This window comes from Sphingobium sp. RSMS (genome assembly GCF_005406185.4).
GTDB classification, from domain to species: domain Bacteria; phylum Pseudomonadota; class Alphaproteobacteria; order Sphingomonadales; family Sphingomonadaceae; genus Sphingobium; species Sphingobium fuliginis.
On sequence record NZ_CM191257.1, the window covers coordinates 2,852,483 to 2,864,537 of the forward strand.

Consider the following 12,055-nt stretch of genomic DNA (forward strand, 5'->3'; position numbering starts at 1 on the left):
TACGATGCTGACTCTGCTCACGCCTTTCCGCTATCTGACACTCCAGCACCGATCCAAGGTGTTGTATGACGTCGTTTTGCCCGTTGCGGGGAGTGCAATCCTGACGGCCTTACTGGTGGCGCTGCCCAAGCCGGTTACGATCATCGGTGAGAAAGGCTATTTGGCCCAGCTTCAGACGCTGCTCACCATTTTGGCGGGCTTTTTCATCGCCGCCCTGACGATGATAACGACCGACAAAAGCGGACTGCTTGCGCAACCGGTTGGCGGCTTAGAGCCGCCGCGCCTGCCGGGGCATAAAGAACCATTAAGCAGACGCAGATTTTTAGCGTATCTCTTTGGCTATTTGTCATCCGCATCGATCGTTCTTGTAGTCTTTGCAGTCCTTGGAAACCTCGTCGGGGTGCAAATTTCTCAACTGCTTCGCGGCGATTTTCACGCGATAGCCAAGATTGTTTTTCTAGTCGTGTTCAACTTTTGGCTTTGCCACTTGGGCATCGCAACGCTGTTAGGCCTGTTTTATTTTACGGAGCGGCTACAAATTGGCGATCCAGAATTCCGCGTTCGGAAGCCAGGTGTCGCTCCGAGTCGAGATAAGCTAGAGCGGCTTTAAGGAGCTGTTTCCATTTTCACATCGGTGGTGAAGCCGCCCACCTTGTCGATCCGATGCGTCACTTCCGAAATCAACCATGTGGCCGCGTCGATCTCGTCCTTATAGCCGCTGACCTTCACGCGGGCTTCGGGGACGGCGTCGGCGCGGCCCAGCGCTAGCTTCATGTCAAACGTGGCCGGTGCCCGCTTGAGCCGATCCCGTTCCGCTATCGCCGCACGCTTCGCCGACGCCTCATCAGGATAGACCTTCCGCAGCTTCTTCGCCCCATCGGCCTTGCCCACGGTGAAGGTCTGCCGCTTCGCGCCCTTCTTGTCGTGCCAGCTGGCCGTCACGCCCTCCTGCCCGTCCCGCTTCTGCCGCGACCAGGTGTGGCCGTCGCCATCGCGGCGAGTGATGGTCAGGGTTGGCAAGGCCTTGCCGCTGGCCGTCGTCCCGGCGCCCTTGCGCGCGAAGATCAGATGCTTGTCCTTGATGGTGGCGACCGCATCATTTTCGCGGCCGAGGCGCTTCAGGAAGGCGATATCGCTTTCCCGGTTCTGGGTGATGGACGGCAGCGCGATCGAGGACAGGTCGGCCGCGACCTTCAGGGTCAGCCCGTTCCGGCCAGCAATGTCCTTCAGCACGGCGCCCAGCGTCGTGTTTTTCCAGCTCTGTTCGCGGCGGTTGCGGATCGCGGTGGTGAAGTCGGCGGCGCGCGCGCGTATCCTGATCTGATCGGGCGGGCCGGTGTGGCTGACATCGTCCACCTTGAAACTGCCCCTGTCGACCAGGCCCGTGGTGACGTCGCGGCCCTGTCTCCAGCCCAGCTGGATTTGCAGGGCGGCCCCTTCCTTCGGGATCGCCAGCATGCCGTCGCTGTCGTCCAGCACGATATCCAGCTGATCGGCCTCGTCTCCGCGTTTTTCAGAGAGGGTGAGTGACACAAGGCGCGGGCGCATCCTGTCGGTCAAATCCTTGCCGTCGAGCGTCACGCGCCAATCGGGAATGTTGATGATCCGGTCGGTCATGCCGAAGCCTGCGCCGTTGCCGGATCATCCACCCGCCACAGGTCAATGCCGAAATCGATCCGCAGGGCGCGGCCATCGGCCATCAGCACGGTATGGCGTTCGTCCAGCGACCGGATGATGAAATTGCCGAAGACGGTCCCGTCGCCGCCGACCAGCGGCAAGGCTTCGCCGGCGTTGCCCATCTCGCGCAGAGTGTCGAGCGAGACGCGGCCGTCGCTGATTTCGGCATAGACCGATCCCGACAGGCTGACCGTCTCGTCGCCCACGCCAAGGAACTGCGCCGCGTCGCGGGTGCCGACGCGGCTCGCCATGGCGAAGCGCCAATCCGTCTTCCGCTGAAGTTCGTCATAGGCCAGCGTCGGGATCTGAAAAAGGAACATGCCAAGGGCCATCAGGTGCATATTTCAGTCCTCAATCGTCCTCGAAGCCGCGTCCGCGCCGCTCGCGCTCGATCGCTTCGAGTACCTTGCGGACCTCCTCCGCTATATCGGTGGCCGATGCGCCGGGGCCGGCAGTGATGTTGATGTTGTAGGTCGCCGGCGCGGGCGCGGCGGCAGTCGGCGGCACGCCGGCGGCGGATTGGGCCGTGGCGGGCGAAGCCGCAGCCATGACAGGTGCGACGGCGCCAGCGGCAAGCGCGCTGGTGATCCGTCCCGCGATGTCAGTCATGCGCGCCAGCAGCCCATCGCCGCTGGCGGTCATGTTGCCGGTCATTGCATCCGACAAGCCGGAAATCCGGGCCAGCGGTCCATCTGTGTTCGCGGCAAGCCCCTGATCCAGGCCGGCCATGACGAAGCCGCCCAGCCCTTCAAAGACGCGCGAGGGTGAGTGGATGCCCAGCTTCGCCTTAAACCAATTGGCGACCGAACTGGCGGCGCCGATGATGGTCGATTTGAGCGTGCCAAGCATCCCGAGGACGCCGTTAATCAGGCCCTGGATCAGATTGCGGCCAATTTCCGTGAAGTTCAACGACCGCAAGAAAGCGAGCGCCGGCGCGAAGGCGCTGACCAGCAGGCCCAGCGGCGTGAATTTCAGGAAGGCGGCGATCAGAAAGTTGATTGCGCCGCCGACCATGGCCTTGATGTTTTCCCACAGTGCAGAGAACCAGGCCGTTATCGCCCCCCAATTGTCGTAGATCAGATAGGCCGCAGCCGCGACGGCGGCCACGGCGGCGACGATCAGCAGCAGCGGCCCCAGGGCGATGCCCAGCGGCGCGGCGGCGGCGGTCAAAGCCGCGAAGCCCAGCGCCAGGCCGCCGAGCAGGATCAACAACGCGGCGCCTGCGCCCATGAAGATCATGATGCCTTTGGCGAGCACGGGATGTTCCTGCGCCCACACACGCATCGCACTGGCCGCGCTTTTCACATAGTCGGCGACCTTGACGACGGTGGGCAGCAGGGCCTTGCCCATGGTGATATTGAGGCCGGACAGGGCATTGGTGGCGAGGCCGGTCGCGCCTTCCGTCGTCGCGATGCGGTTCAAGAATTCCGCGTGCATCGATCCCGCGACTTTGTCGGCATCGCCCACCAATTCAAGCCGGCGCTTCAGGCCGTCGAGGTTGGTCAGCATGGGCGCGATAGCCGCAACGCTTTCCGAACCGAACAGCTGGGTCAGGATGCCCGATTGCTTGTCCGCGTCCAGCTTGCCGATCCGCTCCATGACGTCGATGATCGTGCCGGCGGCGTCCGTCTGCATCCGCTTGCCGACGTCGGTCGCCTCAAGCCCCAGCTGCTTATAGGCGGCAATCTGCGATTTGGTGGCCGCGTCGCCCTTGGTGAGCGCCAGCATCGTGTTCTTGATGCCGGTGGCTGCGACCTCGCTGGGGACGCCGATGCTGTCCAGCGTGGAGCCGAGGGCGGCGATCTGCGGCGCGGCCAGGCCGGCGACCTTGCCCAAGGGGCCGATGCGCGTGATGATGTCGGTGACGTTCGCGGCCTTGCCGCCGAAGGTATTGGTCAGGGCGTTGACGCGGTCGCCGAGGGCGACGACGCCGGCCTGGGGCAGTTCGAACGCGGTGCGCCACTTCGCCATCGTCTCACCCGCGATATCGGCGGTCATGTCGAAGGCCACGCCCATTTCGGCCGCGTCATTGGTGAACTGCAACAGCTGCGCGCGCTGGTCGCGCATGGGCTTGCCGAATTTGTCCATGCCGACGCCGGCGGCGCCCGCAGCGGCGGCGATGGTGGCGAGTTCGTTCGCCGCCATGGGAATGCGCTCGCTCATGTCGAGAAAGTCGGTGGACATGCGCTCGATCGCCGGCGCTGCCATGTTCGTGACCTTGGAGACGTCCGCCATCGCGCCTTCGAGAGACATCGCCTGTTTGGTGGCCGCGACGACCGGCACGGCGGCGGCGGTGCCGGCGGCGATCATGCCGAGGCCGACGCCCGTTGCCTTGCCGCTGATGTCGTTCAGCTTGTCCGAATTGCGTTTCGCCTGCTCGACCTTTTCCAGCTGGGCGGTCTGCTGGCGCAACGCCTGGTTGGTATCATGGACGCGATTTGCCAGCCTCCCTTCATGTCCAGCCAAATCCGCAACATCGATGCCCGCGGCCGATAGTTTGGCGGACAACTCCTGAAGTTCGGCGCCGCCGGCATCGAGGTGGGCGGCCAGCTGGGCGGTGTGGCGTTCGGCTTTTTGGAATTCGGCGCGCAGCTTCTTCGTGGGGCCTTCGGTCGCGGCGATCTGGTCACGCAGGGCGGCCACGCGCTGTTGCGCCGCCTCATAGTTGCGCGTGTCTTCCGCGAACCGGCTTTCCTTCACCTTGTAGCTGCTGACCTGCTTTTGCAGAGCGTCGAGGGACTTCAGCTGCTTTTGCGTTTCGGCCAGGTCGCGGCGCGCCGCAGCGGACGCGCCGGTGATCTGCTTCAGCGGTGCCGTGACGCGGTCCAGCCCTTCAAGGATGACCTGCAATCGAAGGTTTTTATCTGCCATCAGCGCTTCTTCGTTTTCGGCGTTTCGGGGGGCTTGGAGCGTTTGGCGGCCTGGTCGCGCCAGGACATGAGTTCCGACAGGTGCATGTCGTCCATGGATTGCGGCGGCCAATGGAAGATGACCGCCACATCCGCCATCGCGTCATCTACTGATCGAGGGCATCCATGCGCTGCGACTTCTGCAACAAAAAACCCCCGATCTCCGCGCCACATGCGAGCAGGTCCGCCGGATCGAGATTGGCGGCTTCGGCTTCGGAAATGGGCGGGGTCGAAATGCGGGGCAGCAGCTTGGTCAGGGCGTCGACCTTCAGCTGGCCTAGATCGACCAAGGAGAGGCCGCGCAGTTCGCCAGACTTGGGCTTGCGCAGTTGAAGGGTGGCGATCTGCTGTTCGCCGCGCTCGATGGGCGTGTCGAGGCTGACGGTGCGAAACAAGGGGGTGGCGACGTCGCTCATGATGGATTTCCAGTGATGAAGGGGAAAGGGGTTGCCCGACGCGCCGCGTCGGGCAGGATGGATCAGAACATGCCGAGGGCGCTGCGCTGTTCCGCCAGCAGGTCGGTGCCGTTGACGATGAAGACGGCGTTCAGCGGATCATATTCGATCTCGGTGCGGCCATTCCAAACCAGCTTGAAATAGGCGAGCGTGGTCGTGACGCTGAATTCCCCGACCTCGCCCACTTCCTGGTCGCCCATGTCGATTTCGGTATGGCGGCCGCGCGCGACGACCTCGACACTATCGGTCGCGCCGGTGTCGTCCTTCTGATGGAAGCCCACCCAGCGCAAATAGACGCCGTTGACCTGAAGGACGCCGAACTGGCGCAGGATGTCGCGCATCGGGCCGGGAAAGCTGGAACCCATTTCCAGCAGCCCGTCCATTCCCATGTCGATGCCGACAGCGCCAGGCATGCCGCCGCCGCGCCATTCCTCGATCTTGCGGGTCAGCGGGGGCAGGGTCACGGTTTTGACCTCGCCCATATAGTTCTGGCCTTCGTTGAAAAGCATCATGTTCTTGAGGATGCTGGGGAGTCCCATGGCTTGCTCCTATGCGAATGTGGGGGAGAGGCGGGCCGGTCAGCTGTTGCCGGTCAGCAGGCTCGCGAAGTCCGCGAAATAGCTGTCGGTGATGCGCTGGTTGAAGCCGAGGTCTTCGAGCGGAGGCGGGACCGTATAGTCATAGTCGATCCGCAGCTTGCCGGCCTTCAGGCTGGCGGTGCTGTTGTTCGCTTCGTCATACCAGGCGTTGGCGCCCAGGACGACGCCGGCGGCCTTCAGCTGGAGGAAGAAGCCGTTGATCGTCTCAACAATGTCGCGGACCAGCGCCGGCGTGATGGGCTTGTCGATCGCCCAGAGCATGCCATTAACGACCGTGTCCGCGATCAGCTGGGCGACGCGCACGGTGCTTTCGAAAGCGAACAGGCTTCCCGCCTCCGCCGTGGTGCGGTTGCCCCAGAAACGATAACCGCTGTCGGTGCGGATCAGGGCCGTAATTTCCTTCGCGTTCAGCTGGCCCGCTTCGCTGCTCGCATCCTCGATATCCCAATAGATATCCTTGGTCAGACCGACGACGCCCTGGACCTCATAATTGGACAGCGTCTTGTGCGGCCCCACTTCCTCATCAATCCGCGCGCGGAGGCCCATGGCACGGGCGGCCGCAAAGCTGGCGATATTGGCGGCCGACGCGGTGTCGAAGGCGAGGAAATCGGGATAGAGCAGCATCAGTTCGCGGCCACTTAAATTAGCGCGGAACAGGATCGCGTCGGCCGTCGTCTCACCGACCAGACGAGCATACGCGAAGCCGCGCAGCTTCTGAGCGACGACAACCAGGGCGGCAATGACCGCCTGGGTTTCGAGGCCGGGGGCGCCGATGATCTTCGGCTTAAGGCCCAGCTGCGCCTGCGCCGCCAGCAGCGCCTGCATGCCCGTCTTCTGCCCATTGGCGTCGGTCGTGCCAATGACGTTGGCGTCGGTTTCGGCTGCGTCCGCGCCCTCCTCAACGCGGATGACCACGACGACGGGGCGTGCCTGGTCCGCAATGGCGCGCAGAGCAATGGCAAGGGTGCCATCGACGCCGGCCTTGCCGATCGCCGCTTCGATATCGGTGATGCGGACGGGACGATCCAGGGGGAAAGCGGCGGCATCGGCGTCGGCCGAAGTCGCGACCAGGCCGATGATAGCCGTCGAAACGGCGGTGAGGGTGCGCGCGCCCTCGCTGATTTCAGTAAGCGTGATCCCATGTTTGAAGGCCATGATCGGCTCCTTGGCTAGACAGAGAGGGGGATGGAGAGGCGGACGAGGGCATTGGAAGCGGCGACATCGGTGCGGGTCGCATCGATCGTGATGGTGGCAGAACCGGGGCGGTCGCCGGCGACCAGGCCGACGCGGCGCAGGCGGATACGGTTTTCCCAGCGGGACAGGGCAACAGCCGTCGCGGCGTAGAGGCGCAGGATGTTCGCTGGCGTCATGGGCTGGTCGATCAGTTCGAGCAGCAGGGAGCCATATTCGCGGCGGCCGACGCGCGATCCCATGGGCGTGCCGAGAATGTCGGCCACCGATTGCCTGATATGATCGAGGCCATCGAGAACCGCCCCGCTGATCCGCGCCATACCGGCCATCAGACGGGCGCCCCCGTCTGCGCGCCGCCAGCCTGCACTCCGCTATGCTTGTGGTTCTTAAGGCTCTTGCCGCCGCCCAGGACGTCTTCTGAAGCGGTCACGGTGCCGGTGACATTGACGTTGCCATTGATCGTCACATCGGCATTGATGGTTGCGCCGCCAGGTGCATCGATCGTCGCGACGCCCCCGGCGGGCAGCGTGACAGCAAGGCTGTGCGCGGCCTGGTCATAGGCGATGACCGCGCCATCAGCGAATTCCAGATGGACGATGTCGGGATTGGTGGAGGGCGGCGGGCAGGCGTCGGAATAGAGGCCCAGCACGACAAAGGCGCTTTCCATATCGCCTTCGGGGGAAAGGATGACGCACTGTTCCCCGACAGTTGGGGGCGACCAGGTGCGGACGCCGCCGGCGCGTTGGGCGATCCATGGCAGGTCACCGGTGGTGATGTCGCCGCTTTCGACGGTGCAGGTGGCGTTGGCGTGATCGACCGACGCGATGGTGCCTAGCTGGATGACCTGCCCGGTCAGTTGTTCGTGATCTTGGGATTGCGCCATGGGCGGACCATGGCGCGCACCTTCATGCGTTTCGCGGGCGCGCATTTGTAGAGGCCGCCTCTACAAATGCAGAGCGTTGGCCCTCCATTTTCGTGGAACGCCTGTTGTCGCGCAGCATTATGGTTTTTAACCTAGGTATGTCTAAAACGGAGAAGGCGATGACCAGCACCGATAGTCCGGTTACCTCGCTCGTGGGCAAGCTCCGGCGCCTAGCTCCACTCGACATGGAGGACGAACAAGCCCTTTCATCATTGTCCTTTAGGATAGGTCATGTGAGGGCGCGTACTTGTCTGGTGCGAGAAGGAACCATGCCATACGACTGCTGCCTTTTAGTCGAAGGGTTTGCATCTCGGAGCAAAGTAGCATCGGATGGCGGACGGCAGATCGTCTCATTTCATGTTCCGGGTGATGTCCTAGATATCCAGCATCTCTTTCTCGAGCGTGCAGATCACGATGTCCATGCGATCTCTGATGCGACAATCGCCTGGACTCCAATGTCACAGCTTCGCGCGTTGATCATGGAGCGTCCAGCGATCGGGATGGCATTCTGGCGCGACGCGTTGATCGATGCATCGATTTCTCGTGAATGGGTGTTAAACGTCGGACGCCGGAATGCGAAAAGTCGCGTCGCTCATATGCTTTGTGAGTTCGTTGCCCGGTGCAACGCTGCGGGTGTTGGCACGCCCGAACGGATGAAATTGCCCTTCACCCAAGAAGAGATAGGTGATGCGACAGGCATCACGACCGTGCACGTTAACCGTATGTTGAGAGCGCTGACGGAAGATGGTCTAATTAGGCGAGATGGCCGATTCCTTGAAATCGAGGATTGGGACGGCTTTCAGAAGCTCGCTGGATTCGACAAAGGGTATCTCCATGCAGCAGCTTGATATCGGATGTCGACGTCAAGAAAGTCAGTGATGTGGCGCATTACTATCTACATCTTCATGAGAATGGCTCCGTGTTGGAGGATCCTGATGGCAGAGACTTCGTTTCACTAGACGCTGCGATCAATTTAGCCGTTTTAAGCGCGAGAGATGTGATGGCGGGAGACTTGCTCACCGGTAAGTTGTGCCTAAGCCATTCTATATCCATCGTAAACATAGCCCACACGGAGGTCGCGCGGGTGAAATTTCGAGATGCCGTAGTGCTGACCGAGTAAATAGCCGTTTGCAGCGATCTGATCGTCCCGGCGAGCGTAACCTGCGGGTGCAACGGTGGCAATATGAAGCCTTCAGCCGAAGCGGGGCAGCGGCGTTCATAGCCGCCGCCCGTCTTTAGTCGGCTGTCGGTTCGACAGCGGGCATTTCCGGTTCCGGCGGCGGCACGGTGATGACGCCAAGGCCAATCTTATGAGCGACGCCGCGCGCCACTTCCTCGACGCGGGCCTTGGTGCCGGCGCGATCATAGCTGCCGTCAGCCTTGAGCACCGCGTTGACGGTTCGTTCATGGGTGATGTCGCCGCTGGTGAAGGTGACGGGCACAGTCCGGTTTTCGCTGTTGAACGCGCCGATCTTGTATTTCAGGTCAGTCATGGATGGTCCTTTCAGGCGGGAGGCACCGGCCATTCGATGGCCGTAAGGTCACTGGTCGTTTCGGGCAGATCGCGAAGAGCCTGCCGGTACTCGCGCCAAGCTTCGCGCTGAGCTTCCGACAGAGTCATGTCGGGCATCTGCGTATGGTCACATTCGGCCAAGAGGCGATTGCGCCGCCTGCGCATCCACGCCAGCACCTGGGCATCCGATGGAGCGGGCGGATCGAGCGTGATCGGAAAGCCGTCGGCTCCGGCGGCGATGACGCGGCCTGTGCCCTGCTCTTCCATCAATTCGGCATGGCGCGCTTGGCTGATCTCCAGAGCGTCAGCCGGAATGATCGAATGAAAACCATCGTCGTAGAAGGCGGCATTGGCTGGGCTGAAATAGAGCGGCATGATGTCTTCCTTATCGACCAAGCGCAAAGATGCGGCAGTAGGAGGGGCGGTCTGCGTCGTTGTCCGATCGCGCGCGCATGACGGTGCAGCCGCTCAATGAAGGGTCGCCCACCAGCTGATACCAAGTGTCTGCTTCGACGCTGGCGATATCGACGCGGGTAGTCAGCTGGACGTCCAGCACGGCGTTGGGGAACTGGATCGGGAAAGTCGCGGTCGTCGTCGTTTCGACATTCTGCTGCGTTGCGGTGGTACACCATTGCAGGATCAGCCCGCTCGGGAGCCTCTGATAACCAGCAGCGGACAGGTTGTTGGCAAAGTCGCTATATTTGGCCAAGTCGCTGGCCTGATAGCCGTCCAGCAGGTCAGCATCGAGGCCAGAGCCGGAACCGTCATTGCCGATGTTCCAGATCAGTTTATTGTTGATGAAAACAGAACCCGTGGACGCGTAGAGGTCGAGGTTGCCATCCAGCGGAGAAACGATGCGCTCCGCCCCCCCGATGTATAGACGAAATATATTGTTAGCTCGATCATAATTAATGTAATCGAAACTATCGAAATTCAGAATTGGGGTATTGCCGGGGAGGTCAAGATAAAAACCATAATCCCTTTTGATCGCACCATTACTTATAAGTTCGCCGGAGAACTCCTGCCCGTTATCGGAAAATATCTTTCCTGTAGCAAGGTCAATGCGGAGCGGACGGAAGGCGTTCCATGTGGAGTTCAACCCCGCTGCCGCATTGCTGAGCAGGAACCAGTAATTGGTGGCATCGACGCGATGGATGACAGTCGGAGTTACGCCCGATGTGGCTTTGAAGAGCGCCTGATTGTCAGCCGTTACATTGATTGATCCGGTGTAGGTTGTCGAACCATCCGAACGACCGAACGCACTGGCGTGCAAGCCATCCAGCATGTCGGAATCGCAGCCTGAACCCGCGCCATCATTGCCAGCGTGCCAGATGATGTTGCCGTTATAGATCAGGTGCCCGGTGCCGATCCGGCCAAGCGATGCGGTGTCGCTATTGCCGAAGTTGATGAAACCTCGCGTCGGGTCTTGAATGCCCGTCACGCGAAAACCGTTGGGAATATTTACATCGCCGATGAATGCGTCATCGCCAATCTTAACCGCCTGCCCGTCGCCGTTCGCTCTGCAAAGAACACGCGTGGTATCAACCTGTCCGTTCAGAAACAGATTGCCAGCCTCGTCTATCGATCCAACATCATTGTTGGACGAATTTTGCCAGCGAAAAGAGTTCTTTACCCGCGCGTAGGTGTCGGCGTTGGCGCTGAAGAAAAACCGTGCGGCACCCTCTTCAGAGGCGACCCATGTTCCATTGGCATTGCGCATGAACTGCGAGGCTTGCAGGCCGTCGAGCAGGTCCGCGTCAAGGCCCGACCCCGCGCCATCGTTGCCGGGATGCCACGGCGTATAACCGAGGCGCTGCGTGATGTTCGCATAGTAGCTGCCGTCCTGCCCGTCCAGCAGATCGGCGTCGAGGCCCGAACCCGCGCCATCGTTGTTCGGTCCCCAGAAGACGCCCTGCCCCTGAGACGACGCCATGCCAGCAGTGGTCAGCATCAATCCGCTGACGAACGAAGAGCCGAAATTGTCAGTCGTGTATTGGAGGTGGAAATTGCCGCCACTTCCAGCGAGATTGGTCCCGATGGCGCGCCACTTATAGTTGCCGGTACCCGAAAAATGCAGTTCCTGACTGCCGGTTTTGGAGATCGCCAAGTTGCCGGTGAAGGTGTCGCCCGCCCGATTTGCGGGCGCGTAGCCGAGGCGCTGCGGGATGTTCGCGTAGTAGCTGCCGTCCTGCCCGTCGAGCAGATCGGCGTCGAGGCCGCTGCCGGAACCATCCTGCGCCAGCAGCCAGCCAAGAATAGCAGCCTTGGCAGCAGCAGGAGTAAGCGCACGTAGCGCGTCAATGCCTGCCTGTGCTTCCCCAACAGTTGCCAGTTCCACGACGCCCTGCATTTCTGTGGTCGCGGGCGGATTGAGAAAATTGGCGTCACCGAACGTCAGCATCGCGGCGGCCACGTCGGCAAACTGCACGTCGATCGCCAGCAGCATCATGGCCTGCGCCGACTTTTCCAAGATGACACCAGCTTGCCCGTAAATGGCAAACAGGGTGCCGTCGGCCAGATAGAGCGCGAAGCTGCGAACCGTAAAAACGTCCGTGCTTTCGTCGCGGACGATCAGGTGGATGGTGTCGTCGGCCACAACATCACCGGAGATCGTGGCGACGCGCTTATATTCACCGGGCAGGGCCGTGATGCCTACGCCGGGAACAACGGCGGTGGCGGTAAGGCCGACCTGCGCGATGGTGACGGGCGCCGTGCCAGTGTTGCTGGCATTTACAAGCGCGGCGCGGCCCGCATTGGTGACGATTGCGGTAAGGGCCATGGTTCCTCCG

15 protein-coding genes are annotated in these 12,055 nt (G+C 61.7%); 3 read left to right on the forward strand and 12 right to left on the reverse strand.

The genetic code is table 11. The features are described 5' to 3' along the window. Positions 1–4 precede the first annotated feature (4 nt). Positions 5–610 (forward strand): hypothetical protein, encoded by a 606-nt coding sequence (locus EGM87_RS13800; protein WP_137710121.1) that lies wholly within the window; start codon positions 5–7, stop codon positions 608–610. Here the strand turns inward: EGM87_RS13800 and EGM87_RS13805 are convergent. From EGM87_RS13805 to EGM87_RS13845, 9 genes are all read right to left on the reverse strand, one after another. Further along, positions 607–1,617: a contractile injection system protein, VgrG/Pvc8 family gene (locus tag EGM87_RS13805; RefSeq protein ID WP_137710120.1), complete on the reverse strand. Its 1,011-nt coding sequence runs from the start codon at positions 1,615–1,617 to the stop codon at positions 607–609. The genes EGM87_RS13800 and EGM87_RS13805 overlap by 4 nt on opposite strands. After that, a complete protein-coding gene (locus EGM87_RS13810; RefSeq protein WP_253719082.1) occupies positions 1,614–2,018 on the reverse strand; it encodes a phage tail protein in 405 nt (134 codons plus the stop codon). The genes EGM87_RS13805 and EGM87_RS13810 overlap by 4 nt, the downstream gene beginning before the upstream one ends. A gap of 10 nt (positions 2,019–2,028) precedes the next feature. After that, positions 2,029–4,548 carry a phage tail tape measure protein gene (locus EGM87_RS13815; RefSeq protein ID WP_137710119.1) on the reverse strand — a complete coding sequence of 840 codons (2,520 nt, stop codon included), beginning with the start codon at positions 4,546–4,548 and terminating at the stop codon, positions 2,029–2,031. After that, on the reverse strand, positions 4,548–4,685 hold the full coding sequence (locus tag EGM87_RS13820) for a GpE family phage tail protein (RefSeq protein WP_137710118.1): 138 nt from the start codon (positions 4,683–4,685) through the stop codon (positions 4,548–4,550). The genes EGM87_RS13815 and EGM87_RS13820 overlap by 1 nt, the downstream gene beginning before the upstream one ends. 8 nt (positions 4,686–4,693) lie before the next feature. Then, positions 4,694–5,002 carry a phage tail assembly protein gene (locus EGM87_RS13825; protein ID WP_137710117.1) on the reverse strand — a complete coding sequence of 103 codons (309 nt, stop codon included), beginning with the start codon at positions 5,000–5,002 and terminating at the stop codon, positions 4,694–4,696. A gap of 62 nt (positions 5,003–5,064) precedes the next feature. After that, positions 5,065–5,580 (reverse strand): phage major tail tube protein, encoded by a 516-nt coding sequence (locus EGM87_RS13830; protein WP_137710116.1) that lies wholly within the window; start codon positions 5,578–5,580, stop codon positions 5,065–5,067. A 39-nt stretch (positions 5,581–5,619) separates the two neighbouring features. Then, positions 5,620–6,795, reverse strand: coding sequence for a phage tail sheath subtilisin-like domain-containing protein (locus EGM87_RS13835; protein WP_137710115.1), 1,176 nt, complete (start codon positions 6,793–6,795; stop codon positions 5,620–5,622). Between the two features lie 14 nt (positions 6,796–6,809). Then, positions 6,810–7,160: a GPW/gp25 family protein gene (locus EGM87_RS13840; protein WP_137710114.1), complete on the reverse strand. Its 351-nt coding sequence runs from the start codon at positions 7,158–7,160 to the stop codon at positions 6,810–6,812. Next, entirely contained in the window at positions 7,160–7,714 is a 555-nt protein-coding gene (locus EGM87_RS13845) for a phage baseplate assembly protein V (protein ID WP_137710113.1), read from the reverse strand. Before EGM87_RS13845 ends, EGM87_RS13840 begins: the two co-directional genes overlap by 1 nt. A 158-nt stretch (positions 7,715–7,872) precedes the next feature. Here EGM87_RS13845 and EGM87_RS13850 point away from each other — a divergent pair, with 158 nt between their 5' ends. Then, a complete protein-coding gene (locus EGM87_RS13850) occupies positions 7,873–8,601 on the forward strand; it encodes a Crp/Fnr family transcriptional regulator (RefSeq protein ID WP_137710454.1) in 729 nt (242 codons plus the stop codon). Between the two features lie 32 nt (positions 8,602–8,633). Continuing rightward, positions 8,634–8,873, forward strand: coding sequence for a DUF6894 family protein (locus EGM87_RS13855; protein WP_410483114.1), 240 nt, complete (start codon positions 8,634–8,636; stop codon positions 8,871–8,873). Between the two features lie 115 nt (positions 8,874–8,988). Here the strand turns inward: EGM87_RS13855 and EGM87_RS13860 are convergent, their stop codons facing one another. From EGM87_RS13860 to EGM87_RS13870, 3 genes are read right to left on the reverse strand one after another with little or no spacing between them, the layout of a single operon-like run. Continuing rightward, the gene (locus EGM87_RS13860; RefSeq protein WP_137710112.1) at positions 8,989–9,246 is read right to left on the reverse strand and encodes a hypothetical protein; all 258 of its coding nucleotides are present in this window, start codon (positions 9,244–9,246) and stop codon (positions 8,989–8,991) included. Positions 9,247–9,257: 11 nt separating this feature from the next. Further along, positions 9,258–9,641: a tail fiber assembly protein gene (locus EGM87_RS13865; RefSeq protein WP_137710111.1), complete on the reverse strand. Its 384-nt coding sequence runs from the start codon at positions 9,639–9,641 to the stop codon at positions 9,258–9,260. Between the two features lie 10 nt (positions 9,642–9,651). Further along, positions 9,652–12,045 (reverse strand): gp53-like domain-containing protein, encoded by a 2,394-nt coding sequence (locus EGM87_RS13870; RefSeq protein ID WP_137710110.1) that lies wholly within the window; start codon positions 12,043–12,045, stop codon positions 9,652–9,654. Positions 12,046–12,055: the final 10 nt, after the last annotated feature.

Excerpts from the sequence above, each read along its gene's own strand:
- EGM87_RS13800 (WP_137710121.1), top strand. The coding sequence starts at position 5 with ATGCTGACTCTGCTCACGCCTTTCCGCTATCTGACACTCCAGCACCGA.
- EGM87_RS13805 (WP_137710120.1), bottom strand. The coding sequence starts at position 1,617 with ATGACCGACCGGATCATCAACATTCCCGATTGGCGCGTGACGCTCGAC.
- EGM87_RS13810 (WP_253719082.1), bottom strand. The coding sequence starts at position 2,018 with ATGCACCTGATGGCCCTTGGCATGTTCCTTTTTCAGATCCCGACGCTG.
- EGM87_RS13815 (WP_137710119.1), bottom strand. The coding sequence starts at position 4,548 with ATGGCAGATAAAAACCTTCGATTGCAGGTCATCCTTGAAGGGCTGGAC.
- EGM87_RS13820 (WP_137710118.1), bottom strand. The coding sequence starts at position 4,685 with ATGGCGGATGTGGCGGTCATCTTCCATTGGCCGCCGCAATCCATGGAC.
- EGM87_RS13825 (WP_137710117.1), bottom strand. The coding sequence starts at position 5,002 with ATGAGCGACGTCGCCACCCCCTTGTTTCGCACCGTCAGCCTCGACACG.
- EGM87_RS13830 (WP_137710116.1), bottom strand. The coding sequence starts at position 5,580 with ATGGGACTCCCCAGCATCCTCAAGAACATGATGCTTTTCAACGAAGGC.
- EGM87_RS13835 (WP_137710115.1), bottom strand. The coding sequence starts at position 6,795 with ATGGCCTTCAAACATGGGATCACGCTTACTGAAATCAGCGAGGGCGCG.
- EGM87_RS13840 (WP_137710114.1), bottom strand. The coding sequence starts at position 7,160 with ATGGCCGGTATGGCGCGGATCAGCGGGGCGGTTCTCGATGGCCTCGAT.
- EGM87_RS13845 (WP_137710113.1), bottom strand. The coding sequence starts at position 7,714 with ATGGCGCAATCCCAAGATCACGAACAACTGACCGGGCAGGTCATCCAG.
- EGM87_RS13850 (WP_137710454.1), top strand. The coding sequence starts at position 7,873 with ATGACCAGCACCGATAGTCCGGTTACCTCGCTCGTGGGCAAGCTCCGG.
- EGM87_RS13860 (WP_137710112.1), bottom strand. The coding sequence starts at position 9,246 with ATGACTGACCTGAAATACAAGATCGGCGCGTTCAACAGCGAAAACCGG.
- EGM87_RS13865 (WP_137710111.1), bottom strand. The coding sequence starts at position 9,641 with ATGCCGCTCTATTTCAGCCCAGCCAATGCCGCCTTCTACGACGATGGT.
- EGM87_RS13870 (WP_137710110.1), bottom strand. The coding sequence starts at position 12,045 with ATGGCCCTTACCGCAATCGTCACCAATGCGGGCCGCGCCGCGCTTGTA.